Origin of the sequence: Paraburkholderia sp. GAS448 (assembly GCF_050435685.1) — a bacterium.
Taxonomy (GTDB): domain Bacteria; phylum Pseudomonadota; class Gammaproteobacteria; order Burkholderiales; family Burkholderiaceae; genus Paraburkholderia.
Genome location: NZ_JBNDKT010000004.1, coordinates 195,309 through 217,870, shown reverse-complemented (window position 1 = coordinate 217,870; position 22,562 = coordinate 195,309). Strand labels below are relative to the sequence as shown.

The window sequence follows — 22,562 nt, the reverse complement described above, 5'->3', positions numbered from 1 at the left end:
CCGAATGCTGGCGGCAGAATCGTCTTTCCTGCGGAGGTGCTGATGCGCTATGAACTGACGGATCTGGAAGTTTTCCTGGCGGTTGCCGAGGAAGGGAGCGTGACGCGCGGCGCGGATCGCTGCCACCTCGCGCCTTCGTCGGTAAGCCTGAGAATCAAGGGCCTGGAAGACGTGGTTGGCGCACCCTTGCTGGTGCGGCTCGCGCGCGGCGTGATGCCGACGCCCGCCGGGCGTATCGTAATGGAGCACGCCCGGCGCTGCATCGCGCAACTGGAGCAGATGAACGCGGATCTGTTGCCGTTTTCGAATGGTCTGGTGGGGCACGTGACGCTGTTCGCCAACAACAATGCGATCAGCTCTTATCTGCCCGACGATCTCGCCTGCTTTTTCTCGCGCTATCCGAACGTGCGGATTTCGCTGGAGGAGCGCCTGAGCCACGACATCGTGGCGGCCGTGGCTTCGGGCCGCGCAGACCTCGGCGTGGTGGCGCTGGAGGCCAACCATCCCGAGTTGGATTTTCATCGGTATCGCGAGGACGAACTCGTGGTGGTCACCGCGCGCGACAGCGATATCGCCGCGAGGGGAGAGATCGGCTTCGGGGAGTGCCTGGAGCGCCCGTTCATCAGCCTCCAGCCAGGTGCGGCACTTCACACGTTCCTGATGAATCACGCGAGCGCGCTGGGCGGGCGCCTGGACGTGCGCGTGCAGGTGTCGAGCTATGGTGCGATCGTGAAACTAGTTGCATCAGGTGCCGGAGTTGGCATCGTCGCGCGCTCGGCCATCGAGAGCGACTCAGGCAGCAACGTCGTGGTGCTCAAGCTCGCGGAACCCTGGGCTCGCCGCGACCTGTGCGTATGCGTATTGCGCAACACACCGGTATTGAATCCGTTTCGGGACCGCTTGCGCGAAGTGCTGACGGACACGGGGGGCGTTGCCGCCTGAGGGCGCTGCGCACCACAAGACTTAGCGTGAGACGACGCTCCAGCACTTGGAGATCACCAACGTGCAGCTCGTGTGGGTCAACTCCGCGTGCACCGGTGCCCTCCAGGCGGCGCAGTGCCGGGCCGCTTGTAAGCTACGGTCAATTGAACAAAAAAGAAGAGTGGTTGAAGGGAGGGAAAGGCTATCTGCGTGTCGCGTCGAGGCACGCGGCACACGTTGGACATGCGTTCGTAAAGCCAGGTATGCTTCTCGCAGGCGAGCCTCGTGGCCCGTCCATTCGAGTCCAGACTCCCTTCCCGGTGTGTTATCCCATGCATTTTGGCCTTGTCGACCTTCAAACCTTCGCTGCCGTCGCCGAAGCTGGCAGCCTTACGCACGGCGCAGCCCGCGTCAACCTCTCGCTCGCGGCGGTCAGTGCGCGTATCCGGCAGATGGAGGAGGCGGTAGGTGTGCCGCTGCTGGAGCGTCGGCCTCACGGCATACGCGTTACGGAGGCGGGGCAGACCTTCCTGCGCCACGCGCGGGCCACCCTCGGCGCGCTACAACGCATGACGGACGACCTCGCACAGTTCTCCCAAGGGATGCGGGGGACCATCCGCATCCTCTCGAACACGAATGCACTTGTCGAGACGCTGCCTGGCCCGCTTAGCCGCTTTCTCTGCGACAACCCCAACATCAACATCGAAATTGAGGAGCGTCCGAGCGATGAGATCATCGCGGCCATTGCGGAAGGAGTGGCCGATATCGGCATCATCGCTTCGCCGCCCGAGGGCGTGGCGCTCACGACGTTTCCCTTTGCCACCGACCGCCTGTGCGCGGTTGTGCCCGCAGTCGACGAACGCTTCGCGCTGCAGCGGGAGATCGCCTTTGCCGATCTTATCGAAGCCGATTTCGTTGGTCACGAACGCGGCTCGTCGATTCAGGTGTTTCTCGAAAATCAGGCGAAGCGGCTGCATCGCACCTTGCGGCACCGCATCCAGCTTGGCAACTTCGCGTCGATTTGCCGCCTGGTCGAAAACGGCGTGGGCGTCGCGATACTCCCTGAGTCGGCGGCGCGGCGGTTTCAACGCTCGATGCGGGTGCGTCTGCTGCGCATCACCGACGCGTGGGCCGTGCGCAAGATCCTGATCTGCGTAAGCGACCTCGAGCGGCTGCCTTCCTCCACCCGGCGGCTCGTCGAACATCTCGCGCACCTTGGCGCCGCCACCGGCTGATAAAAAAGCGCAAGAAGCGCCGGTTTCGGTTCGGGTTGAGTCTGGCTTCGCCAATCAGCGATTGTTCAGGAGCCGATGGGGACAGAGAATGAACCCCGTTGGCAATCGAACTTCTGGAGGTGAAGCAATGAATGCTCGCGACGTCGAGACGAAAACCCGGTCCTGGCTGTTCACGCCTGCGACGCGCCCCGAGCGTTTCGCCAAAGCCGGCCCGGCGGGGGCCGATGTGCTGATCGTGGATCTGGAGGACGCCGTGCGTCCCGAAGAAAAGACCATCGCCCGCCAGCAGCTGGGCAACCTGCTCAGCCAGCCGTTCAGTTCTACTGCCGCGCTCGCGGTGCGCATCAATACGCCGAACTCGCGCAACGGCCTGGATGACCTGGCCGCGATGCTCGACGCGGAATTTCAACCGGCTTTCATCGTGATCCCCAAGGTGGAGGCCGCGCAAACGGTCCTGCAGGTCGAAGCGCTGCTGCGCGAAATCGCGAGCGACGCACGCGTGGTGCCGCTGGTGGAATCGCGCCAGGGCATCGCGGTGCTGCCGGAGGTGCTTGCCGCCGCCTCGCGTGTCGCGGCGGTCATGTTCGGCGCGGGGGACTATGCCGGGGACGTTGGCGTGCAGCCTGCGTCGTTCGCGCTTTCCGTCGCACGCGTGCAGATTTCGGCCGCGTGCGTGGCGAGCGGCATACGCGCCATCGACGCGCCATGCTTCGAGATCGGCAATAGCGCCGCACTCGAGCACGAAATCGGGTTTGCCGCCGCGAACGGGTTCGACGGCAAGGCGGCCATCCATCCTTCCCACATCGGACCCATCAACGCGGCCATGACACCGGACGCCACAAAAATCGACTGGGCGCATCGCGTGATCGAGGCCGCGCGAGAAGGCGCTGCGGTCGTCGACGGCCGCATGGTCGACGAGGCGATCGCACGCGAGGCGCGGCGCGTTCTGTCGCGTGCCTGAGCGTTCGCCGCTTTTTTCAATTTCAACCAGGAGCATGTCATGAGCGAATCCATCGCTGCCTACCGCAAGATCGCGGAGAACCGCTTTCGCGAGGTCTCCGGCCTTTACTACGAAGACTTCGAGATCGGAAACACCTACGAGCATCGCCCGGGCCGGACGATCACGGACGTCGACAACATCTGGACGACCCTGCTCACCATGAACACGCAGCAAGTGCACTTCGACCAGGCCTACGCGAGTCACACCGAGTGGAAGAAGATGCTGGTGGACAGCACCTTCACGCTCGCGCTGCTGACGGGCATGAGCGTTCGCACCGTGAGCGCCAAGGTGGTGGCCAATCTCGGCTGGAACAACGTGCGCGCGACGCATCCGGTCTTTGCGGGCGACACGCTTTATGCGGAATCGACGGTGCTGGAAAAGCGCGAATCGAAAAGCCGTCCCACGCAAGGCATCGTGACGGTTCTCACGCGTGGTATCAATCAGGACGGGAAGCTGGTGATGTCGTTCGAGCGGACGATGCTGATCTACCGGCGCGGACATTCGCCGGAAGCGGAAGCCAACTACTAAGGAGCGTGGCTATGAATAACGAATCCGTCTATTCCTCAAAATTTCGTACACCTGAGGAAGCAGTATCGTCGATTGCAAGCGGTTCGACTGTGGCGCTCGGCATGGCGATGTCCCAGCCGCCTTCGCTGCTGGCTGCGCTGGCGGCGCGTGCGAGTGCGGGCGATGTCGATGCGCTGAAGGTCTATTACTTCCACGCCGAATCGTTTCTCAGCAAGACGCTGCTGCAATACGAACTGATGGGGCGCGTCCAGCCGCACTGCATGTTCCTCGGCGAGCCTGAGCGCAAGCTGATCCGCCAGGGCGCCGAAGACGGCGACCGCAAGGTCGTATTCTTCGTGCCGAACACCTTCAGCCAGTCGCCGCGTCTTTTCAGCGACCATATTGCGGTCGATACGATGCTGGTGATGGTGTCGCCCATGGATAGCAACGGCTATTTCACGTTCGGTACCAACAACGATTACACGAGCGCCGTTGCGCGCTCCGCGCGCCGGCTTGTGGTCGAGGTCAATCCGAACATGCCGCGCGTGTTCGGCGATTCGTTGCTGCACATTTCCGAGGTCGACGCCATTGTCGAATCGGATCATCCGCTGCCGCAATTGCTGCCGAAGCCGGCGAGCGAAAAGGATCATATGGTCGCGGATCTGATCTCAAACCTCATTCCCGACGGCGCCTGCCTGCAGATGGGTATTGGCGCGCTGCCCAATGCGGTGTGCGGCGCGCTGTATGGCCACCGCGAGCTGGGCGTGCATACCGAACTGCTGACGCCTGGGCTCGTGGACCTGATCCGGCGCGGCGTGGTGACGAACCGCAACAAGGCCGTGAATCGCGGCAAGTCGGTCTTTACCTTCGCCATGGGCGATCAAGCGATGTACGACTTCATGAACGACAACCCCTCCATCGAGAGCTACCCGGTGGACTACGTGAACAATCCGGCGGTCATCTCGCAGAACCCGAAGATGATCTCGGTGAATTCGACTGTGGAGATGGACCTGACCGGCGCGTGCAATTCCGAGCATGTGAACGGGCATCAGTACAGCGCGACAGGCGGCCAGCTCGACTTCGTTCGCGGTGCCTACGGGTCGGCAGGCGGCAAGTCGATCATCGCGTTCCATTCCACGGCGAAGGGCGGCGCGCTTTCGAAGATCGTGCCGAAGCTCTCGGGGCCGGTGACCACGCCGCGCACGGACACGCACATCGTCGTGACCGAGTACGGCGTCGCGAATCTCAAGGGGTTGTCGTCGACGGAGCGGGCACGGGCGCTGATCGGGCTCGCGCACCCCGATTTCCGCGCGACGCTCGCGGACGAGGCCAAAGCCCTTCATCTGATCTAATCGCAGGAGCACGATCATGACACGACAAACCATTTCCGATTACCTCACGAACGCGCTTGCTGCCGCGGGTGTCGAGCGCATCTGGGGTGTGACGGGCGACAGCCTCAACGGACTATCGGACAGCTTGCGGAGGTTCGGCAAGATCGAGTGGACCCATACGCGCCACGAAGAGTCGGCAGCCTTTGCCGCGGGCGCCGAGGCGGCGCTGACCGGGAAGCTCGCCGTGTGTGCGGGAAGCTGCGGACCGGGCAATCTGCACCTCATCAACGGGCTGTTCGATTGCCAGCGCAACCACGTGCCCGTGCTGGCCATCGCCGCGCATATTCCTACCTCCGAAATCGGGCTTGGCTACTTTCAGGAGACGCATCCGCAGGAACTCTTTCGCGAATGCAGTCACTTCGTCGAACTGGTGACCAATCCGCAGCAGTTTCCGCGCGTGCTAGACCGTGCCATCCGCACGGCGCTGGAATCGCGCGGCGTGGCCGTCATCGTGCTCCCGGGCGACGTGGCGCTCGAAAGCGCGCCCGACGACAAGCCCGGCGTGCTCTCGGTGGACGCTTCGGTAACGATTCCCGAAGCGGGTCAGCTCGACAGGCTGGCGCAACTACTCAATCGCTCCGAGGCTGTCACGCTGCTTTGCGGCAGCGGCTGCGAGCGCGCGCACGACGAAGTGGTGGCGCTGGCCGACGCTCTCGGCGCGCCGATCGTTCACGCCTTACGCGGCAAGGAACATGTGGAGTGGGACAATCCGTTCGATGTGGGCATGACCGGGTTGATCGGCTTCAGTTCCGGCTATCACGCGATGAAGGCGTGCGATACGCTCGTCATGCTTGGCACTGACTTCCCGTACCGAAACTTCTATCCCTCCGAAGCGAAGGTCGTCCAGATCGACCGCAACGGCGCCGCGCTCGGCCGCCGCGTGCCCCTCGAGCTGGGGCTCGTGGGTGACGTCAAGGCCACGGTGGCCGCGCTCCGGGGCCGCCTCGAGCGCAAGCCGGACCGGCGCTTTCTCGAAGCAGCGCTCAAGCACTATGCCGAAGCGCGGGCCGGTCTCGATGCATTCGCGAGGCCGTCGCCGCCGGGCAGCCCGATCCACCCGCAATATCTCACGAAGCTCATAAGCGATCTGGCGGAAGAGGATGCGGTCTTTAGCGTCGACGTCGGCACGCCGACCCTGTGGGCCGCGCGCTATCTGCGCATGAACGGCAAGCGCAGGCTGCTGGGGTCCTTCAACCATGGTTCGATGGCGAATGCCTTGCCGCAGGCGCTGGGCGCCCAGGCGGCTGCACCGGATCGTCAGGTGGTAGCGCTTTGCGGCGATGGCGGCATTTCGATGCTGATGGGCGATCTGCTCACGGCACGCCAGGAGGCGTTTCCGTTGACGGTCGTCGTGTTCAACAACAGCTCGCTTGGCTTCGTGTCGATGGAAATGAAGGCCGGCGGCTATCTCGACGACGATACGCAGCTCGCTTCGACCGACTACGCCGCTATCGCGCGTGGTGCGGGCATCGAGGCGATACGCGTGGAGGACTCGGAAACGCTGGAAGGCACACTCGCGCATGCGCTTTCGCGGCCATGGCCGGTGCTGGTGGACGTTGTGGTTGCAAAGCACGAAATTGCCTTGCCGCCCAAGATCGAGTGGGCGCATGCGAAGGGCTTCAGCCTGTATATGCTGCGGGCAGTGCTCAATGCGAAGGGCAATGAAGTGGTAGAGTTGGCCACTACGTGGCTGCGCTAGTTGTACCTGCGGTGCGGGAGACGGTCGCAGCGTTGCACTGGTGCGGGGCTCGCTGGATAAGACCCTCTCCCGCGCTGCCCTTAACAAAGGGCCCGAGACCGGCGCCATTAGTGCGCGAAGACTGCCGGGCTTCGTAGCTGACGTTACCCATGTGAGTTGATAAACTCTCGCAAGCCTTACCCATCTCCGCTCTTATGCATATCGAGCAAGCCCAAATACACGATGCGCAGGCAGTCGCTTCTGTTGTGCAAGAGGCCGCTCAATGGCTTGTCGATGGCGGCAGGCCTATGTGGAGTCCTGCGGGGTTCAGCGTCGGGAGCACGCTTTTTGACATTTAGGCCGGGATTTTTGTGGTCGCCCGTGACGGCGGAGAATCATCGGCATCATGCGCTTTGAGCTAGATGATCCGTACTTCTGGCCGGAGATCAAGGCCGGGACTTCCGCGTTTGTGCACAAGCTGACGGTTCGTCGTGCGTGGGCAGGGAAAGGGGTCTCCACTGCGCTGCTCACGTTTGCTCAGGAGCGGACGCGGGACCTCAACCGCCCGTATCTGCGCCTAGACTGTGCTGCGGATAGGCAGCCGTTGCGGGCGGTCTTTGAGAACTTCGGCTTCACGTTGCACAGCATTGTCCACAGGGGATCTCGGTCCTTCGCGCGTTACGAACTTGCGGCTGCGGGCTGACATTGCTGCGTCGAAGCGTCCCCGTAAGCGTTGAACCCCAGTAACGAGGTCAACGTTTGCGCTCCCCCCGCTTGGACGCCCTGCTCACCTGGCGCGAGATGCGGCGGGTATCCAGATCCTTGACGGTGCTGTATGACCGGGTGCTGTATCTGCTCAAGGATACACCCTGCCGCTTCACCCTCTTCCTTAAATAACGGGAAAGGAACAAACCGGAGAAAGATGCGACATCTGTATCTGGCCATGACATCGCACACCGAATGAACAAAGTGTAGAAATCCAGATTAAATTTAGAAAACGTGCGACCCGGCAACTGTTAGCGTCAAACCTGGGAGGGTGTCAGGTATGCCTTGATCGGAGATTGTCTCGAGTCGAATTGCTTGCTTAGAACGCGTCTTAGAGGCCAGCGCTCTTCGGCCAAAGATGTCTTGCAACGGTTAGTCGGACATATAACACCGCGAGTCCACGGAGACTTCGATCGCTATGGCTGCGGCGACTATGCTTGCTGAGCGCGGGTAGTGTCAGGCGCTGGCGCTGCTGCGTACCAGTTGCCACATCCGAAGTAGGGCGCCCAAGAGGAGCCCTACTGCGAACCATAACGCCACATCGTGCATGAGTCTGGTTGCGAGCCCCCCGAACACAGCACCGGCGAAGAAGCTGAATCCTGCCGCTCCAAGCAGCGACGCGTCGTGAAGAGCCGACTTGTCGTATCTTGGGATCAGTCCTTCGAGCAATTTCTTCGCTGCGCGGCGAAGGTTTCCGGTTGTCATCACAGACGTGTACGTAAGATTCTCGATGTGCGTGAAGGACAAGGTCTGCAGCGTAGCGACGAATGTGATACCTGGGATCAGCCAAAGCTCTGAGCGTCCACACACACCGCTAGCCGCTACAGCCAGAAAAAGAATTTCAAGCAAAAGGCAGACAAGTGCGGGGCGCGGAAGCGAGTTCGCGACGGCGTCGAGGCGCAGCAGGTGAACCATAAATACCGCGAATACAAAGGCGACAAGGGGGGGAATGTGCAGCCGCGCCTGGGTCCAGTCACCAGCTGCTATGTGGATGCCGAGGAGTGCCACGTTTCCCGTCATCGTGTTCGCGAATACACCGCCGTGGCCAACGTACGTATACGCGTCGAGAAAGCCTCCGGACAGCGTCAAGAGTACGGCGACGCCGCGGCTTCTACTTGCCGCATCGAGATCCATCGTGTTCGCTCCTGCGCAAAGTACTTCCGCGCATCTTACGAGCCAGAATTAGGGCAAAGGGAAGGCGGACGAGACGGCTCGCAGTGAAAGCAAGGGGACACTCAGCTCTGTTCGTGATGATGTCGTACTCATCGCTCATTGCCCGCGCAATTCCTTCGCGTCCGTTGTTGACCCAATCGACGCTGAAACCGCGTTTCCGCAACTCCACTGCGATGTCGCTCGCGGTAGTTTCATCGTCTTCGATCGTAAGCACTCTTGAAATGCAGCTCTTCCTCAGCCAGCGAAATTCGCCGGTGCAAATGTCCAAAACACCGAATCGGCCCGTACCCTCGTGCGCCCTTAATCGGAGGCGACTGCGCAGTCCCGCTCAGTCTTGCCTGGGTCTCGGGGCGTCACACGTCGAGCGGCACGTGTCCTTCATGTGCGCCGCAATGGCGGATGCCGTGAGCGCACACAGCAGCCCAATGGCGCTGCCGACTGCCACGTTCAGCAGGCGTTCGCCTCCAAAAATCCACGGCTTTCCCGCCAATACAAAGGCTATTGCCGCACAGGCGCACCGGACGCCGAATGCGAGCGTGTACGGACGAATGCAGATGAGCGTCAGCATTGCGGCGAACACAACGAGCACACGCATAAATAACGCATGAGGGACCATCAACCCGACGACCACTCCGAAGGAAACGCCGACAACGGCCCCGGTGAGCCGGCTGCGAAACTTCTGCCGGGCGCTTGCTGCATTTCCGGTAACGACGCTGGCGGCCGACCAGATCATCCACTGACCATGATCGACGTGCCGCCATTCGACGAGTACGGCAGCGCAAGCGACCGCGAGCGCGACGGTGATCATCAGCTCGATATATGCGTTGCGCTCGCTGTTTGGGGAGAGGCGAGTCCACTTTGCGAAATGCGCAAGAGTCGGCTGGCCGGTTTCACGCGAGCGGAAGTGCTCGACTGACGCTAGGAGCAGGATCGGCAACGCGGCTACCAACAGGAACGGCAGGACCTCAACGCTCCGGGTAATAAGCGCCTGCCGCGTGACGCCTTCCCCACTTTCGCAGGCAAGATACAGCGAGGGAATGAACGTGAAGTTGCCGAGCGAGCGCAAGGCACTGCCGCCCGCGGTCACCAGCACGGATCCCATGCCCAGCAGGACTGTGGCTACGACAAAGAGCAGCGGGTGCGCGAGCGACGCCATCAGGATCATGAAGCCCGCGCTGATCGCCAATGCGTGCGCGAATACGCTGAGCGGCGCAAGCTGCGAGTGGTCGAGTGCGATGAGCATCGCGACCGGCACGATAGCAGCGGTAAGCCACTCGGATCTGCCTGATATGACTGCAAGCAGGAGCAGCGGGACGAGCGCAAACATGGCGCGACCCAATCCCCGCCTGTCGAACACGGTTTCGACGCGGCGCAAGAGCGACGAAGCTCCGGTTTGACGTTCGCTGCTCATCGTCGCTCTCCGGCCATGCTGTGCTTGTCCATCGGGCGTCATCAGCCTGCGAGCGCCTCGAGTACGTCGACGGATCGCCGCACGAGACCTAGCCTCGGGAAGATGTAATTGAGCGACGCATGGTGATGCTCGGGCGCGCCGCAGCTCATCGCGTCCTCGACGAGCACCAGCGAGTACCCGTGCTCGTGCGCGGCGCGAGCCGTCGACTCAACGCCGATGTTCGTCGAAATCCCGCCGAGCACAATGGTTTCGATGCCGCGACGCCGCAATTGCAGATCGAGCTCGGTGCCGTAAAAAGCGCTCCATTGGCGTTTCGTGATCTTGATGTCGCGCTCCTCCACCGCCAGTTCGGCGGGAAAGTCCCACCAGTTCGAGGGCAGTCCGCCGGGGGGAAGCGAGATGGGCTGATCGACGGGCTGCTTCAGTGCATCGCCGAAGTCGGCGCTCCAGCCCACCCGGACCAGGACGACCGGCGCGTTCACTTCCCGGAAGCGCTTTGTGAGCGTTGCCGCGGTAGCCAGCACGGCTGCGGCGGGGCGGGGCGCTTTCCCGAATCCGAGAATGCCCTCCTGAAGATCGATCAGAACGAGAGCGGTAGTCTTGGGGTCAAGGTTTTGCAACATGATGGTCTTCCATTGAAAGCGGCGAGCCGCTGGTGTATTGTGAGGGGGTGCTCACAAACAGTATATGAGAATGGCCTCACAAAAGTCAACGCCGAATACGGGCGAGGCGAAGGCGCCGCGCCGCGCCCGCGGACATGCGCGGGTGGCGTCGTTACTGGAAGCCGCAAGTGCGGAATTCGCCGAAAAAGGGTACGAAGCAACGACGATGACAGCGATCGCCGCGCGCGCGGGGGCGTCGATCGGTTCGCTTTACCAGTTCTTTCCGACGAAAGACCAGGTCGCAGGTACGCTAATCGAGCAATACGTGACCGAGCTTGAAGCAGCGTTAGTCCGGCTGAGCGAGGAGGTGCCGCTGCTTGATGTTTCGGTCGTTGCGAGCCGGCTGACGACGTTTTTCGTGGCGTTTCGCACGACGCACCCCGCTTTCGTGGTGCTGGTCGACGCGCGTGATGTCGCATTGCCCGGCGCCACCGGAGTGCGCGAAAGATTGCGCAAAGGAATCGCATCCGTGCTGGCCGCCCTCGCGCCGCGACTGTCTGTGGACGAAGCTTTGTTCCGGGCCGTGGTCGTGCAGCATCTTATGAAGGCAGCCGTCACGCTGAGCCACGATGCCAGTGTGGTTGACCGTCACGCGGCGATCCTGGAGTTCCAGCACGTGGTAGAGCGCTACCTTGAGGACGTGATGGAAGCCGGGCGTGGTGGACGAACCGGCGCAGCGAAACGAGGCGCAGCACCCAAGGAGCATTCCGCTTCGGGCAATGTCGCCGGTCCGAAGAGCAAGGGCAAGTCCGGCGTCTCGGCGTGAATGCTGTTGTAGCCCTGCGCGTCATCCCGTCGCGGCGCAACGAACAAGTCCGGCGGCGTGCACCAGCGACTCGAATAATCCGCAGTGGCGTTTGCCTGGCATGCGCAGCGCCGAGCAGCTGAGAGGCGAACTGAACCGGGCCGCGATCGCGTTGCGGGACGCGAAGGCGAAATGTCCAAAAATGGAACTGTGAGGTTCAGGCGGCTTCGCGATAATAGTAGCTGAGCATTCCGCCAAGGCGTCGGCGCCGTTTAACGGGTTCCCCGAGACGCGCGGTGGTCGAGATGGGCCGCAGCAGGCGGTTTCCGAGCCCTTGATGATTCCGCTCGGCATGGTAGTGGACCATGAACTGGTTGATCGCGTGGCGAAGCGATGCCTGTCCGACAAAGATCATCCGGCGCAAGCATTCCTCTTTGATAGAGCGCACAAAGCGTTCGGCGAAAGCATTCAGATTGGGTGAACGTGGGGGGCAGGCGAATGTCTTTGGTGCCCTCGCGGACGAGGAAGCTGCGAAAGGCATCTGAGTATTTGGTGTCCCTATCGAGGATGAGATATCGTTTGCCGCGGAGGAACCCACCATCAACGTCCTTGAGATTACGTGCGATTTGCATCATCCAGGGCGTATCAGGGTCGGGGGTCATGCCGGCGATGTGAACGGAGCGGGTCGCCATGTCCATGAAGAACAAGACATAGTAAGTTGTGCGATTCACAGGGAACTCGCGGCTCCGGTAGGAGACGCGAGTTCCAGCACGCGCCGGTGCTCTGCAAGTGTCTTGTCCACACGCCATTCGCGATGCCGGATTCGTTCCTTCCGCTCGTCGTATGCGTTTTGCACCTGCTCCGAGAGAGGCGTGATTTCGCCGACTTCTGCGATGCGGTCAACCGGCGTCTTGCCACCGAGGGAGCCGTGCGGACGGCGCCAGTTGTAGTCGAACTGCCACTCTTCAAGTCGCTGGTCAATCTCGTCCTCGGTCGGGGCATGGTGGACCCAGAATTCGTTCAGGTCAGTCAGCTGTGAACGCTCGACCTTGCCGTTGAGGGGTGGCGAGCGTGGCGGAATCGGTCGAAATTTGATGCAGTCGCTCATCAGACGTCGCTGCACCGATTCGGCGAAGAACTCGCCGCCCCGATCAGTCTGGATACGCTGGATCGGGAACGGCATTTCCTCGATGACACGATCAAGAAAAAGCAGCGTATTACGGGCGTTTCTGCGCGGGTAGACAGCCAGTACGCGAAAGCGCGAGCAGTCGTCGATGGCCGTGTATTGGTAGACGCCTCGCGCGATCTTCATCGTGTCCATCTGGACCCGATCCCCTGGAACCGGGCGACTATAGCGTTTGGGATGTGCCGGCCGCCTGGGACGCACTAACGGTTTCACGGACGCTTCGTTCAGAACCTTGTGAACGGTCGCCAGGGACAGTTCTCTTTGTTCGCGGAGCCGCAACTCGTTCTGGATCCTCCGCGCCCCCTTGTGCTCGGCACGCTTCCGGAGAATCGTCGCCCGATCAGCTTCAGTGACCTTCCGGTTTGGACTGTTGAGAGGGCGGCGACTTTGAGATCGAAGACCCTCTTCTCCAGCATCCCGGTAGCGTCGTAACCATTTGCGAAGTGTCGGTCTCGAGATGCCACAGCGCGCACACACGAGACCGGCGTTGCCGGTCTCGTGATACATCATCACCCAACGTAATCGAGTCGCAATTTCGCGGTCCATCGCCTCATTTTAGTTGAAACGATGTCTGCGAATCACACATTCAGGGGTGGTCATATCCTGGCGATCTGCTGCCGCTCCTTGCGAGCGCTCACCCGCAATACGAACGAAGCATACAGGTGGCTCGGGCGGCAGCGGCACAATGGGATCTCGTCGAGCCCGTGAATCCTCCGGTCAAGCCTCCTGTTGTACCGGCGCAACCCGCCTCTGTGTCAGGGGCCTCGGCGACAGAATATCGATGGATGGCCTTCGATCCATCGACGGGTCTGCGCAACCCGCTGTTGACAGAGCAAATACTCCAGAGCGATCTCGGAAAGAAAGTGGAACAGGTTCAAGGTTCACGAAGCGTCGACTTGGTGCGCTTTGACGAACTGTTCCGTCCGGTCTTGTTCAGGAAGCCTATCGACCTCAGTTGGGCTCCAGAACGTCAGCTCGATGCGTTGCTGGAGGACGAGTCGCCCTTTATCGCCTTGACGCGGAATGGCAAGTACGCCGCGCTCGTTTCAAAGCTGAATTTGCAAAACGAGGTCATGAAGTTTTTCGTATAAAGATGAGGTTTGACTATTAGATTTATCGCCGCTGCATGATTCAGCGCTTTCTCACGCGCGACAAGTCCACGCTCGATCGCCAGTTGGGTCAGTTTCGGGACCGGGGCCGACTGCATAGAGTGGATCCCAACGTTCCGTAAAATAAGGCGTGGACGCATGGATGGGAGCGCACCAAGTCTGTGTTCTGCCGCGCATAAGCGCGTACCTTGTTCACCACCTATTGGAAAAACGGGAAAAGTCACCCGAAGATATCCAACTGATAGTTGGACTCGGCGGCTACGTTCGAAAGCCGATCGCAGCCGTGCAAGGCCGAACTCGAGAGCGCTCCGGGGGTACGGCCAGGCCTGTCTCGCTTCGTATGCCCTTCGCGTCGTCCTTCAAGCACCCAAAGCACGCTGCGATATCGTCTCCACACGAGCAAAAACACTTCCGTGAGGTGGCGCTCCGTCAGATAGAGCGTCATCCACCTGCCGGTGGGGGCAAGTCCAGGCGTGCATTGCTGATGTGCCGTCCGAGGCGCGGCATTGGCCGTTCGGGATGGTCGAAACGAACCTGTTTCATGAAACCGTCACAAACCGGACGGCTGAATCGACTGGGTCCATTCGTCGGCCTCGGCCTGTCGGCGATCGGTGACACACGGCCCGTTTGGATCTCAATGGACTGGGCGCACGGGCGTCGCCAACTCGGGGATTTGGCCAGGCAGGCCTGGCATGATTCTTGTGCCGGTCGTCCATGATAGTCGAGACTACCGCGACGTGGTCTTCATGCGGCCACAGCGTTTTGGGTGCCCCTAAGCGCACGTCCATGCCGAGCTTCGCGCCGATCAAGAGAAGTGAATTGCCCATGTTGTTGCGTGCGTCGCCGAGATACGCGTAGCTGATGTCGTGCAGCGGTTTGTCGCTGTGCTCGCGCATCGTCAGCACGTCGGCGAGCATCTGGGTCGGGTGGTATTCGTCGGTCAGCCCGTTGAAGACGGGCACGCCGCGTATTGGGCCAGTTCCTCGACAATTTCCTGGCTGTACCCCCGGTATTCGATTGCGTCGTACATGCGTCCGAGCACGCGCGCTGTATCCTTCATGCTCTCCTTTCGTCGGAGGACGGCGCGCAGATCGAATTCCGGGTCGCCTGTATTCCCGCCAGCCCGGCCGGCATGCGTGCTTTCTCGCTGGTGCGTTTTGCGCGCGCCGACCTGCTGCCGGCGCTTTCGCTAACTTCGCCGTACCGGGATCCGCGCGCGCCAGGGCAAGCCGTTTACTTTTGCCAGATTCCTGCATGACGGGCTACCTGTCATGCTTTGCCAACTGGCTGCATCGGCGCTATATGTTCTCCTGCTGACGCGCTCGATGCGTGAAAGGATGTGTGCTGGCTGGTTGCCGCGCATATCAGCCAGGCGGAGAACGAAAATGGAAAAGCTTCGGAATATCATTGCGGCCTTTGCCGTCGCCATGCTGGCCGCATGCGCGAGTCTGCCGCCGCAGGCGGGTCGGACAGAGACACATGCACTGGATCACACTGAGACCACGCGTCTTGGCGCGGTCTTCGTACCCGCGGAGCAGCAACACCCAGGCAGCAACGCGTTTCACCTTTTGCCGGACCCGGTCGACGCACTGGTCGCCCGCATACTGCTCAGCGAAGCCGCAGACCGCTCGCTCGACCTGCAGTACTACATATGGCACAACGACACGACCGGGCGGGAGCTTGCGGCGTCACTGCTCAGAGCGGCCGACCGCGGCGTAAGGGTTCGTGTTTTGCTCGACGATCTGGGTACGAATGCCGACGATCAGCTCCTGCTGGCTCTCAACTCGCAGCCCAACATGGAGATACGCCTGTTCAACCCGGTCGCGAACCGCAGTCTCAAGAAACTGGGGGCTGTGTTCGAGTTCTTTCGGGTCAACCGGCGCATGCACAACAAGGTGATGATCGCAGACAACCAGGGCGCCATTGTGGGCGGGCGCAATATCGGCGACGAGTACTTCGGTGCATCGAGCGATTTCACTTTCGGCGATCTGGATGTGCTTGTGCACGGGCCGATAGTCCGCAAGGTTTCCGACGCCTTCGACGAATACTGGAACTCGGATGCGGCCTATCCGATCGACCGGCTGATGGGCCATCGCGCGGAGCCGACGACGCTGGCGGCCTACCGCGAAAAGCTGGATGCCTCCGTCGCGTCGCAACAGGATCGCCCCTACTTCGTGCAGGCGAGGCAACGGCTGTTTCAGGTCATTCAGGCACGCGACCTCGACTTTTCCTGGGGCAACGCTACGCTGCTCTACGACGATCCGTCGACGATCACCCGCGCGCCTGGCGACTCTCAGGGGCATCTGATGACGGAATGGCGGGCGCTGCGCATTCAACCGACACAGGAGTTGTTGATCGTCTCGCCGTACTTCGTCCCGCGTAAGGGCGGGGTGGCCTGGCTCTCGGGGCTGACCGCGCGCGGGGTGCGTGTCACCGTGTTGACCAATTCGCTTGCTGCAACCGATGTCGCCGCGGTGCATGCGGGATACGAGCGCTATCGCAAGGCGCTGCTTGCCGCGGGCGTGCGCCTCTACGAACGGAAGCCGGTCACGACAAATGAATCCGCAGAGGACAAGAAATCCACGTTTGGTTCGTCGAGGGCATCGCTGCATGCCAAGACTTACGTGTTCGATCGCAAGAGCATCTTTATCGGCTCGATGAATCTCGATCCACGTTCCATGGAGCTCAACACTGAAATTGGCGTTTACTGTGAAAGCGACGTGGCCGCGAGCCAGGTGGTAGACGCAGTCGAAGCGCGTCTCGACCGGGAAGCCTGGCGACTCGAACAACGCGTCGATGCCGCTGGCAACCGTCGGATCGTCTGGATCGACACCGCGGCTGACGGAACAGTGACGGAGCTTGATCGGGAGCCGGGTCTGTCTGCCGGGCGGCGGATCACTATCTGGTTTCTGGGACTGCTGCCGATCGAATCACAGCTATGAGGAAGCTGCCAACTGTGGCCTCTACCCGGACAAATGGTTCATCAACGTGGAGATCGTCGCGGCGGAGAGGATCGGCATCGAAACAACGACGTATGTGCGTAATATTTACAAATACTACGCGGCGGCGTACAGGTTGATCATCAACGCGCAGACTACCCGTGAAAAGGCGATCGAGCGCGGGCAGGGACGTAAGTGAATGGGCGTCGGCCTCGTCGACGGCGGGGACCATCGCCGTCTTTTCGGACACCACCGATCATGGAACACGATGCGTCGAAACAGGCTGCCGGTAGCTTTCACATGCCGGTACGGGACTGGCTTCACGATTACCAGAAAGCGTGGCTCAAGCATCGCCCGGTTAGCGCCACGGCGAGTGACCCGAAGGATACCGTGCAGCCGAAACCAGACAGACCGGAAGCGGGACATCGGACGACAGTGAACCGCAACGCCAATCTCAAGATGGTCTATAACGAAGAGGCGGCCACCCTCCCTCGATCAGCCAGGCAATATTAAGCCGACGGCGAGCCGTCTGTATAGCTCTAGTGGTGCTTAACAACAGGAGACAGCCATGCAACGGAAGAGTCTTGTCCTCGGCCTGTTAGCTATGTCGGTCGCCGCCTCGTCCAGTTACGCACAGACTGCGCCGGCGAGCACGACGCAGCCTGCGGCGAGCGCGGTCGATCAAGGATCGATACAGGCACTCAAGGCCATGGGCGCCTATTTGCAAACATTGAAGCGCTTTCATGTTTCGACCGAACTGACCGCCGAGCGCGTTCTGGAGGACGGCCAAAAGCTGCAGCACTCGGCGACGGCAGATATGAATGTCGTTCGCCCGAACAGGCTGCACGTCGTGATGCGTAGCCCACGCTCCACGCGTGAACTCTTCTACGACGGAAAGACCGTCACCCTCTATACACCGGCACAAAAGTATTACTCGTCGGTCGAATTTTCCGGCACGATCGGTGAGCTGATCGAGAAGTTGGAAACGAGGTACGGCCTGGAAATGCCGTTGGCGGATCTCTTTGTCTGGGGTACCGACCTTGCGCCCCTCGACAAGATTGAGTCCGCGATGAATGCCGGCCAGGGCTTTATCGGAAATGAGCTTTGTGACCATTACGCGTTCCGTCAGGGCGATATCGACTGGCAGATCTGGATATCCGCCGGCGGCAAGCCGCTGCCGCACAAGATCGTCATCACCAATCGGGCCGACGATGCCCGCCCACAATCGATCTCCCTGTTGCACTGGGATTTGAAGCCGACATTCCCAGACTCGGTTTTCGCGTTTGCGCCGCCCAAAGGTTCTACGAAGATCGAGATCGTGCCGGTGAAGGCAAAGTAAAGGAGATCCAACATGAAGAATTTATTCAGCAAGTTGCTTCTGACGCCACTGGCTATGCTCGTTCTCACCAGCTTCGCTTTAGCACCCATAGCCGAGGCGCAAGGTCGCGGCGGCGGAGGCGGCGCTCGCGCCCAAGCGGCCGGCGGCGGTGGCGCTCGGGCGCAAGCGGCTGGCGGTGGTGCCCCCAGACAGAACGCTCAGGTTAACAACAGCAGGGCCGACGCGCGCACGAACAATGTCCGAAACACCAGTGTCAACAACGTAAACGTCAACAGGAATACCAATGTGAATGTCGAAGGACATGGAGGTTGGGATAACGACTATCATCCGGTCGCAACTGCGGCCGCGGTTGGCGCGACGGTTGCCGTGACTTCTGCTGTTATTGGCTCCATGACCAGAACCGTGCCGGCAAATTGTGTTCCGGTCAACTATGGTGGGATGGTTTACCAGCAATGTGGCAGTACCTGGTACCAGCCCCAAGGCTCACAATATGTAGTTGTGAATCCTCCGTATTAGTGCTCTTTGCCATCGGCGTATCTATGGCTGTATGGTTGTCTGCGGTCCCGGTTTGTACCGTATGCCAGAAATCAAATGATCACCCGGAATGCGCTGCGATTCGTTCTGGTGTCGATCATTCTTGAGCGGCAACGCTAGTCGGTTCAAGGTCGGCCCCGCGAGTCAATCTAACGCCAGCGCCAACAAGATCTGTTGAACGAAGCTCTACGTTGCGGACAATCGCCATGTTCTCCTCCAATGGCTCGCGGCCGCCCTCGGCTTCTGGACCAGTTCTGCCAAAGCAAAGGAAACGAGAAAGAGTGCTTCTAAGACGACAGACGGCGAAGAGTTATCCACATCGGAATAGATGCACTACCCTGTCTAGGGGTGGGTCAAATTTAGATGAAAACGGTGGGTCGGCCTCGCGGTGGCCTACGACTTGAAACGCAGGAGCGGTGGACCTGACCAGCGAATGCCTTAGGTAATCGTGGTCGAAAGCAGCTTGTTGCGCCAGGGAAAGGATGAAGTAACAATTTGCATATCTGATGAATTTGACGTCACCCTGGCTTGCGATGAGTCGACTGCTTTTCTGCCGGAAGTTGACGGACGCAGCGGCATAGCCCAGCTCCGATCACCATGGTCATTGGCAGGTGTTGTTTGTCGCCAGGATACCTTCGGCGCGACCTTCGAGGAGACAACCGATGCTGTCCACATCCACATCCCACAGGATGCTGTCGAGAGAGCTGGTGCGGGCGTTCGGCGGCGTATTGAGGGTCGGGAGCAGACTCCGATTGGAGTCTGCCACAGGTGCACCGATGACTCTCATTGGCCGCATGATCGACAGGATATTGCCGCTAACGTTACTGCTGGTCACGGCCATTGACTTGCCCGCTTACGCAGCGAACGGCGATACCCTGACGCAGGCCAGGACGCGCGGCGTGCTGCGATGCGGTGTGAGTCAGGGCGTTACGGGGCTTTCGGCAAAAGACGCGGCGGGGCGCTGGATGGGCATCGACATCGATTTCTGCCGCGCGGTCGCTGCTGTGGCGCTGGGTAACGCGGATCGGGTCACCTTCATTCCGCTGAAGGCTTCAGCAAGATTCCCCGCACTGTGCACCGGTATGGTGGACCTGCTCAGCCGCAATACGACGTGGACGCTGGTTCGTGAAAGCACGCTCGGCGTGCAGTTCGCCAGTGTGCTTTTCTACGATGTGCAGGCGTTCATGGTTCCGGCAAAAAGCGGCGTGCGCAGAGTTGCCGATCTCGGCGGCGCTGCCGCCTGTGTCGAGAAGGGCACGTCGAGCGAGGTACACCTCGTTGACTACTTTGCCGAGAGAAACCTGAGCGTGACGCCGCTCGTCGTCGACTCGGCGAGCGAAACCGCGGATGTTTACTTCCAGGGACGTTGCCGCGCCTATCCAGCTGACGCTGCCCACCTCTCGGCTGTCCGCTTGCATGCCCCGGGCGGCGCGGGTGAGTACGTGATCCTGCCAGAGCAGATTGCGAAGGAGCCGCGCGGGCCCGTTGTTCGCGCCGGCGTCGGAGCCTGGTTGACCCTCGTGCGCTGGATGCTGTTTTCGTTGACTGCCGCCGGAGGGTATGGAGTCACGCAGAGCAACGCACGGGTGCGCTTGCGCGATCCGCTGGTGGCGCGTGCGCTCGATCCGGGAACCGATGTGGACACAGCCAACGGGGTCGAACGGGGCTGGGTGGCACGTACGGTGCAGGTCGTCGGCAACTACGGAGAAATGTTCGATCGCAACCTCGGAGCGCGCAGCCCGCTGAATCTTGAACGCGGCCTCAACCGTCTTTGGACCGAGGGTGGCCTGATCTACGCGCCGCCCATGCGCTAGCTGACCGGGCCTGCTCATGAGCGCACTGCAGATCTACTTCGTCCTTGGCGTGTTCGCGGTGGTGATCTTGACGATCGCATTCAATGTCATCGATACGGCGGTTGCCGCGTCAACTGGAAGACGCTTCTGCTCCTTGGGTGCATCTTTTGCCTTGTCCAGGCGGTGGCCAAGACAGAGTTGCTGCCGCTGCTGGCGCTGCGGCTTTACGCGGTGTTCGGCACCGCGCTGATGCCCGTTGCGCTGACGACGATCGCGGGCATTGGCCTGCTTTCAGCCGTGCTGGCCAATGTTCCGGTTGCAGCGGCGTCTATCCTGATTGTGAAGGGCTACCTGGTAGCAGCGGAGGTGGTGCCGGACGCGGCGCTCGGCACGCAGTTCGTCGACTGGCCGGCGGCCGTCCTTCCGGTGTTCGTGGGGATGATGTTCGGTGCGACTCCAGGCGGGAACGCCACGCTGATCGGTGCATCCGCCAACGTCGTGTCCGCTGGCATTTGCGCGCGCCACGGCAAGCCGGTCACGTTCCTCAGGTTTTTGCGGTTCGGGCTACCGGTCACCGTGGCCCAGCTCCTCGCGTCGGCGATATACGTGCTCGTGCTCTCGCGAATGGTGAAGTGATCGCGCCGCGATCGATCAGGGCGTATCGCCGCAGACCAGTTTCAAGGGCGATGCGGAATTTTGGCTGGACCAGCAGGAGGGGGTGGTCGTCGTTGCAGGGGAATCGGCAGACATGATCCGTCGAGGTGGGCATTGAGCGTCGTAGCGTTTCAGCGCCAACTAAACTGGTCTTCGGGTCATAGCCGAAAAATTTCCCGCCGCGACGTACAGATTGACTTACCTGCGCGCTTCGAAGCGTGGAGACCGAAAAGCCTGGTTGCATAGACGAGCACGTCAGTATTGGCTAGTCAGCGCGGCACAGGCGGGTTCTGAGGGCATGTCGTGAGGGGCCGGGCGACGGGCGTCGTTTCGGACTTGCGCACATGCCAGCAGGACGTTGCACCAAACCGATGGAAATGCGAAATCCAACTGGAGTGTGAAAAAATGAAATCCTTACCGCTTCTCGTCGTGACCGCTGCTTTGTCAGCCTGTGCAAGCCAATCCATGCCGCCGGGCGTGCAATCGGTCGGAGAAAGTCAGCAGCCGGCCTCCGCAGTCGGACAATGCATCGCTCAGAAATGGGCAAACCAGTCGCAACAGCATGTCACATCGCAGCTGACGCTGGCGAACAACCAGGCGATGGATGTCTATGTCCCGGGGCAGCAGCCTCCGAATGGCGCAGCCGCCGTCGTGCGGCCCTCGTGGACCGGTACCAGCAAAACATGGGTCGGCTTCCGCCCGGGAAGCGGGGGTGGAACGAACCCTACCGGCGATATTAGCGGCTGCCTCTAAGCAGCGCGTCGGTCTGCGTGACTCCGTCGTTCGATGGATGTGGACATCAATCTCAGGGGCCTCAGGCCCAATTCTGCAGCATTTCAATCGAGGAGAGTCTCATGAACCGTCGTACCTTCTTCTCCCTGACCGCCATCGCCCTGGCCAGCTCGCTGGCCGCTTGCAACACGACCCAGGATCCGGCGGAAGCGAACATCAAGCGCCATGAAATCGATGCCGGTGTCGATGGCGCCCTCAACAAGCTGTTCAGTTCGACGCCGGGCGCGCAGGCGCAGGCCAGCAAGGCCAAGGGCATTCTCGTCTTCCCGTCGGTGTTCGCCGCTGGCCTCGTGGTCGGCGGCGAATATGGCGAAGGCGCGCTGCGCGTGGGAGGCGCGTCCGTCGGCTATTACAAGACCAGTACCGCCTCGTTCGGCTTGCAGATTGGCGCCCAGTCCAAGGCGGTGATCATGATGTTCATGACCCAGGACGCGCTCGATAAATTCCGGACGAGCGACAAGGGCTGGACAGCCGGCGTGGATGGCTCGGTAGTGGTGGCGAAGACCGGCGCCAACGGTACGCTCGACACCGCGACGACGGGTGCGCCGATCGTCGGTTTCGTGCTGACGAACTCCGGCCTGATGGCCAACCTGAGCTTCGAAGGCACCAAGGTCAGCCGGCTCGACATCTGATGCCGGCGCGGCACCGCATGACTATCGAGGCGTCATTCCAGCACGCGCAACGGGGGCTAACCTCTCGGACGAACCAATGGGATATTCCGGCCGCAC

Annotated in this window: 23 protein-coding genes and 4 pseudogenes; 20 read left to right on the top strand and 7 right to left on the bottom strand. The window is 61.1% G+C overall.

Going from position 1 to position 22,562, the window contains the following annotated elements; genetic code table 11:
• Positions 1 to 42 precede the first annotated feature (42 nt).
• The 8 genes and pseudogenes from P3T23_RS09900 to P3T23_RS09865 all read left to right on the top strand — a co-directional run.
• Positions 43 to 942 (top strand): LysR family transcriptional regulator, encoded by a 900-nt coding sequence (locus P3T23_RS09900; RefSeq protein WP_429315981.1) that lies wholly within the window; start codon positions 43 to 45, stop codon positions 940 to 942.
• Positions 943 to 1,253: 311 nt separating this feature from the next.
• Complete coding sequence (locus P3T23_RS09895; protein WP_429315980.1) at positions 1,254 to 2,156, top strand: LysR family transcriptional regulator; 903 nt, start codon at positions 1,254 to 1,256, stop codon at positions 2,154 to 2,156.
• Between the two features lie 127 nt (positions 2,157 to 2,283).
• Entirely contained in the window at positions 2,284 to 3,117 is an 834-nt protein-coding gene (locus tag P3T23_RS09890; RefSeq protein WP_429315979.1) for an aldolase/citrate lyase family protein, read from the top strand.
• 39 nt (positions 3,118 to 3,156) lie between these two features.
• Complete coding sequence (gene ripB / locus P3T23_RS09885; protein WP_266225319.1) at positions 3,157 to 3,684, top strand: (R)-specific enoyl-CoA hydratase RipB/Ich; 528 nt, start codon at positions 3,157 to 3,159, stop codon at positions 3,682 to 3,684.
• Between the two features lie 11 nt (positions 3,685 to 3,695).
• The gene (locus P3T23_RS09880) at positions 3,696 to 5,015 is read left to right on the top strand and encodes an acetyl-CoA hydrolase/transferase family protein (RefSeq protein WP_429315978.1); all 1,320 of its coding nucleotides are present in this window, start codon (positions 3,696 to 3,698) and stop codon (positions 5,013 to 5,015) included.
• A gap of 16 nt (positions 5,016 to 5,031) precedes the next feature.
• Entirely contained in the window at positions 5,032 to 6,753 is a 1,722-nt protein-coding gene (poxB, locus tag P3T23_RS09875; protein ID WP_429315977.1) for a ubiquinone-dependent pyruvate dehydrogenase, read from the top strand.
• 385 nt (positions 6,754 to 7,138) lie between these two features.
• Complete coding sequence (locus P3T23_RS09870; protein ID WP_429315976.1) at positions 7,139 to 7,435, top strand: GNAT family N-acetyltransferase; 297 nt, start codon at positions 7,139 to 7,141, stop codon at positions 7,433 to 7,435.
• A 71-nt stretch (positions 7,436 to 7,506) separates the two neighbouring features.
• Positions 7,507 to 7,602: pseudogene (locus P3T23_RS09865) on the top strand (helix-turn-helix domain-containing protein); the annotation flags it as partial.
• Between the two features lie 351 nt (positions 7,603 to 7,953).
• Here P3T23_RS09865 and P3T23_RS09860 read toward each other — a convergent pair.
• The 4 genes and pseudogenes from P3T23_RS09860 to P3T23_RS09845 all read right to left on the bottom strand — a co-directional run bounded on the left by P3T23_RS09860 (position 7,954) and on the right by P3T23_RS09845 (position 10,704).
• Positions 7,954 to 8,631 carry a YoaK family protein gene (locus P3T23_RS09860; protein ID WP_429315975.1) on the bottom strand — a complete coding sequence of 226 codons (678 nt, stop codon included), beginning with the start codon at positions 8,629 to 8,631 and terminating at the stop codon, positions 7,954 to 7,956.
• Positions 8,632 to 8,743: 112 nt separating this feature from the next.
• Positions 8,744 to 8,893, bottom strand: a pseudogene (locus P3T23_RS09855) (DNA-binding response regulator); the annotation flags it as partial.
• A 105-nt stretch (positions 8,894 to 8,998) separates the two neighbouring features.
• Positions 8,999 to 10,081 (bottom strand): FUSC family protein, encoded by a 1,083-nt coding sequence (locus P3T23_RS09850; RefSeq protein WP_429315974.1) that lies wholly within the window; start codon positions 10,079 to 10,081, stop codon positions 8,999 to 9,001.
• Positions 10,082 to 10,122: 41 nt separating this feature from the next.
• On the bottom strand, positions 10,123 to 10,704 hold the full coding sequence (locus tag P3T23_RS09845; RefSeq protein WP_429315973.1) for a hydrolase: 582 nt from the start codon (positions 10,702 to 10,704) through the stop codon (positions 10,123 to 10,125).
• Positions 10,705 to 10,774: 70 nt separating this feature from the next.
• On the opposite strand from P3T23_RS09845, the gene P3T23_RS09840 reads away from it, so the two are divergent.
• Positions 10,775 to 11,509 (top strand): TetR/AcrR family transcriptional regulator, encoded by a 735-nt coding sequence (locus tag P3T23_RS09840; RefSeq protein ID WP_429315972.1) that lies wholly within the window; start codon positions 10,775 to 10,777, stop codon positions 11,507 to 11,509.
• 196 nt (positions 11,510 to 11,705) lie between these two features.
• Here P3T23_RS09840 and P3T23_RS09835 read toward each other — a convergent pair whose 3' ends face one another.
• A complete protein-coding gene (locus tag P3T23_RS09835) occupies positions 11,706 to 11,936 on the bottom strand; it encodes a hypothetical protein (protein WP_429316227.1) in 231 nt (76 codons plus the stop codon).
• Here P3T23_RS09835 and P3T23_RS09830 point away from each other — a divergent pair.
• A complete protein-coding gene (locus P3T23_RS09830) occupies positions 11,854 to 12,033 on the top strand; it encodes a hypothetical protein (protein ID WP_429316247.1) in 180 nt (59 codons plus the stop codon). The two genes, P3T23_RS09835 and P3T23_RS09830, sit on opposite strands and share 83 nt — an antisense overlap.
• A 182-nt stretch (positions 12,034 to 12,215) precedes the next feature.
• On the opposite strand, the gene P3T23_RS09825 is transcribed toward P3T23_RS09830, so the two are convergent.
• Positions 12,216 to 13,220, bottom strand: coding sequence for an IS481 family transposase (locus P3T23_RS09825; protein ID WP_429315971.1), 1,005 nt, complete (start codon positions 13,218 to 13,220; stop codon positions 12,216 to 12,218).
• A gap of 239 nt (positions 13,221 to 13,459) precedes the next feature.
• Between P3T23_RS09825 and P3T23_RS09820 the strand changes: the two genes are divergently transcribed.
• The gene (locus tag P3T23_RS09820) at positions 13,460 to 13,765 is read left to right on the top strand and encodes a hypothetical protein (protein ID WP_429315970.1); all 306 of its coding nucleotides are present in this window, start codon (positions 13,460 to 13,462) and stop codon (positions 13,763 to 13,765) included.
• 725 nt (positions 13,766 to 14,490) lie between these two features.
• Here P3T23_RS09820 and P3T23_RS09815 read toward each other — a convergent pair.
• A pseudogene (locus P3T23_RS09815) lies at positions 14,491 to 14,852 on the bottom strand (ornithine carbamoyltransferase); the annotation flags it as partial.
• 316 nt (positions 14,853 to 15,168) lie between these two features.
• Between P3T23_RS09815 and P3T23_RS09810 the strand changes: the two are divergent.
• The 9 genes and pseudogenes from P3T23_RS09810 to P3T23_RS09770 all read left to right on the top strand — a co-directional run bounded on the left by P3T23_RS09810 (position 15,169) and on the right by P3T23_RS09770 (position 22,466).
• Positions 15,169 to 16,725 carry a phospholipase D family protein gene (locus P3T23_RS09810; RefSeq protein WP_429315969.1) on the top strand — a complete coding sequence of 519 codons (1,557 nt, stop codon included), beginning with the start codon at positions 15,169 to 15,171 and terminating at the stop codon, positions 16,723 to 16,725.
• Positions 16,724 to 16,921 (top strand): annotated as a pseudogene (locus P3T23_RS09805) (lytic transglycosylase F); the annotation flags it as partial. The gene P3T23_RS09810 and the pseudogene P3T23_RS09805, both read left to right, overlap by 2 nt.
• A gap of 59 nt (positions 16,922 to 16,980) precedes the next feature.
• Complete coding sequence (locus tag P3T23_RS09800; protein ID WP_429315968.1) at positions 16,981 to 17,235, top strand: hypothetical protein; 255 nt, start codon at positions 16,981 to 16,983, stop codon at positions 17,233 to 17,235.
• A 55-nt stretch (positions 17,236 to 17,290) separates the two neighbouring features.
• The gene (locus tag P3T23_RS09795) at positions 17,291 to 18,061 is read left to right on the top strand and encodes a DUF2092 domain-containing protein (RefSeq protein WP_429315967.1); all 771 of its coding nucleotides are present in this window, start codon (positions 17,291 to 17,293) and stop codon (positions 18,059 to 18,061) included.
• 12 nt (positions 18,062 to 18,073) lie between these two features.
• Positions 18,074 to 18,577, top strand: coding sequence for a hypothetical protein (locus P3T23_RS09790; RefSeq protein WP_429315966.1), 504 nt, complete (start codon positions 18,074 to 18,076; stop codon positions 18,575 to 18,577).
• Positions 18,578 to 19,371: 794 nt separating this feature from the next.
• Complete coding sequence (locus tag P3T23_RS09785) at positions 19,372 to 20,409, top strand: transporter substrate-binding domain-containing protein (protein ID WP_429315965.1); 1,038 nt, start codon at positions 19,372 to 19,374, stop codon at positions 20,407 to 20,409.
• Positions 20,410 to 21,024 (top strand): SLC13 family permease, encoded by a 615-nt coding sequence (locus P3T23_RS09780; protein ID WP_429316226.1) that lies wholly within the window; start codon positions 20,410 to 20,412, stop codon positions 21,022 to 21,024. It begins immediately after the preceding gene.
• Between the two features lie 423 nt (positions 21,025 to 21,447).
• Positions 21,448 to 21,795 carry a hypothetical protein gene (locus tag P3T23_RS09775; RefSeq protein WP_429315964.1) on the top strand — a complete coding sequence of 116 codons (348 nt, stop codon included), beginning with the start codon at positions 21,448 to 21,450 and terminating at the stop codon, positions 21,793 to 21,795.
• A gap of 101 nt (positions 21,796 to 21,896) precedes the next feature.
• Positions 21,897 to 22,466: a BPSL1445 family SYLF domain-containing lipoprotein gene (locus P3T23_RS09770; RefSeq protein ID WP_429315963.1), complete on the top strand. Its 570-nt coding sequence runs from the start codon at positions 21,897 to 21,899 to the stop codon at positions 22,464 to 22,466.
• The last annotated feature ends 96 nt before the right edge of the window (positions 22,467 to 22,562 follow it).

What these genes read in the sequence shown, in the direction of transcription:
- P3T23_RS09900 (WP_429315981.1), top strand. Translation starts at nt 43, where the DNA reads ATGCGCTATGAACTGACGGATCTGGAAGTTTTCCTGGCGGTTGCCGAG.
- P3T23_RS09895 (WP_429315980.1), top strand. Translation starts at nt 1,254, where the DNA reads ATGCATTTTGGCCTTGTCGACCTTCAAACCTTCGCTGCCGTCGCCGAA.
- P3T23_RS09890 (WP_429315979.1), top strand. Translation starts at nt 2,284, where the DNA reads ATGAATGCTCGCGACGTCGAGACGAAAACCCGGTCCTGGCTGTTCACG.
- ripB (WP_266225319.1), top strand. Translation starts at nt 3,157, where the DNA reads ATGAGCGAATCCATCGCTGCCTACCGCAAGATCGCGGAGAACCGCTTT.
- P3T23_RS09880 (WP_429315978.1), top strand. Translation starts at nt 3,696, where the DNA reads ATGAATAACGAATCCGTCTATTCCTCAAAATTTCGTACACCTGAGGAA.
- poxB (WP_429315977.1), top strand. Translation starts at nt 5,032, where the DNA reads ATGACACGACAAACCATTTCCGATTACCTCACGAACGCGCTTGCTGCC.
- P3T23_RS09870 (WP_429315976.1), top strand. Translation starts at nt 7,139, where the DNA reads ATGCGCTTTGAGCTAGATGATCCGTACTTCTGGCCGGAGATCAAGGCC.
- P3T23_RS09860 (WP_429315975.1), bottom strand. Translation starts at nt 8,631, where the DNA reads ATGGATCTCGATGCGGCAAGTAGAAGCCGCGGCGTCGCCGTACTCTTG.
- P3T23_RS09850 (WP_429315974.1), bottom strand. Translation starts at nt 10,081, where the DNA reads ATGAGCAGCGAACGTCAAACCGGAGCTTCGTCGCTCTTGCGCCGCGTC.
- P3T23_RS09845 (WP_429315973.1), bottom strand. Translation starts at nt 10,704, where the DNA reads ATGTTGCAAAACCTTGACCCCAAGACTACCGCTCTCGTTCTGATCGAT.
- P3T23_RS09840 (WP_429315972.1), top strand. Translation starts at nt 10,775, where the DNA reads ATGGCCTCACAAAAGTCAACGCCGAATACGGGCGAGGCGAAGGCGCCG.
- P3T23_RS09830 (WP_429316247.1), top strand. Translation starts at nt 11,854, where the DNA reads ATGAACTGGTTGATCGCGTGGCGAAGCGATGCCTGTCCGACAAAGATC.
- P3T23_RS09825 (WP_429315971.1), bottom strand. Translation starts at nt 13,220, where the DNA reads ATGGACCGCGAAATTGCGACTCGATTACGTTGGGTGATGATGTATCAC.
- P3T23_RS09820 (WP_429315970.1), top strand. Translation starts at nt 13,460, where the DNA reads ATGGCCTTCGATCCATCGACGGGTCTGCGCAACCCGCTGTTGACAGAG.
- P3T23_RS09810 (WP_429315969.1), top strand. Translation starts at nt 15,169, where the DNA reads ATGGAAAAGCTTCGGAATATCATTGCGGCCTTTGCCGTCGCCATGCTG.
- P3T23_RS09800 (WP_429315968.1), top strand. Translation starts at nt 16,981, where the DNA reads ATGGAACACGATGCGTCGAAACAGGCTGCCGGTAGCTTTCACATGCCG.
- P3T23_RS09795 (WP_429315967.1), top strand. Translation starts at nt 17,291, where the DNA reads ATGCAACGGAAGAGTCTTGTCCTCGGCCTGTTAGCTATGTCGGTCGCC.
- P3T23_RS09790 (WP_429315966.1), top strand. Translation starts at nt 18,074, where the DNA reads ATGAAGAATTTATTCAGCAAGTTGCTTCTGACGCCACTGGCTATGCTC.
- P3T23_RS09785 (WP_429315965.1), top strand. Translation starts at nt 19,372, where the DNA reads ATGACTCTCATTGGCCGCATGATCGACAGGATATTGCCGCTAACGTTA.
- P3T23_RS09775 (WP_429315964.1), top strand. Translation starts at nt 21,448, where the DNA reads ATGAAATCCTTACCGCTTCTCGTCGTGACCGCTGCTTTGTCAGCCTGT.
- P3T23_RS09770 (WP_429315963.1), top strand. Translation starts at nt 21,897, where the DNA reads ATGAACCGTCGTACCTTCTTCTCCCTGACCGCCATCGCCCTGGCCAGC.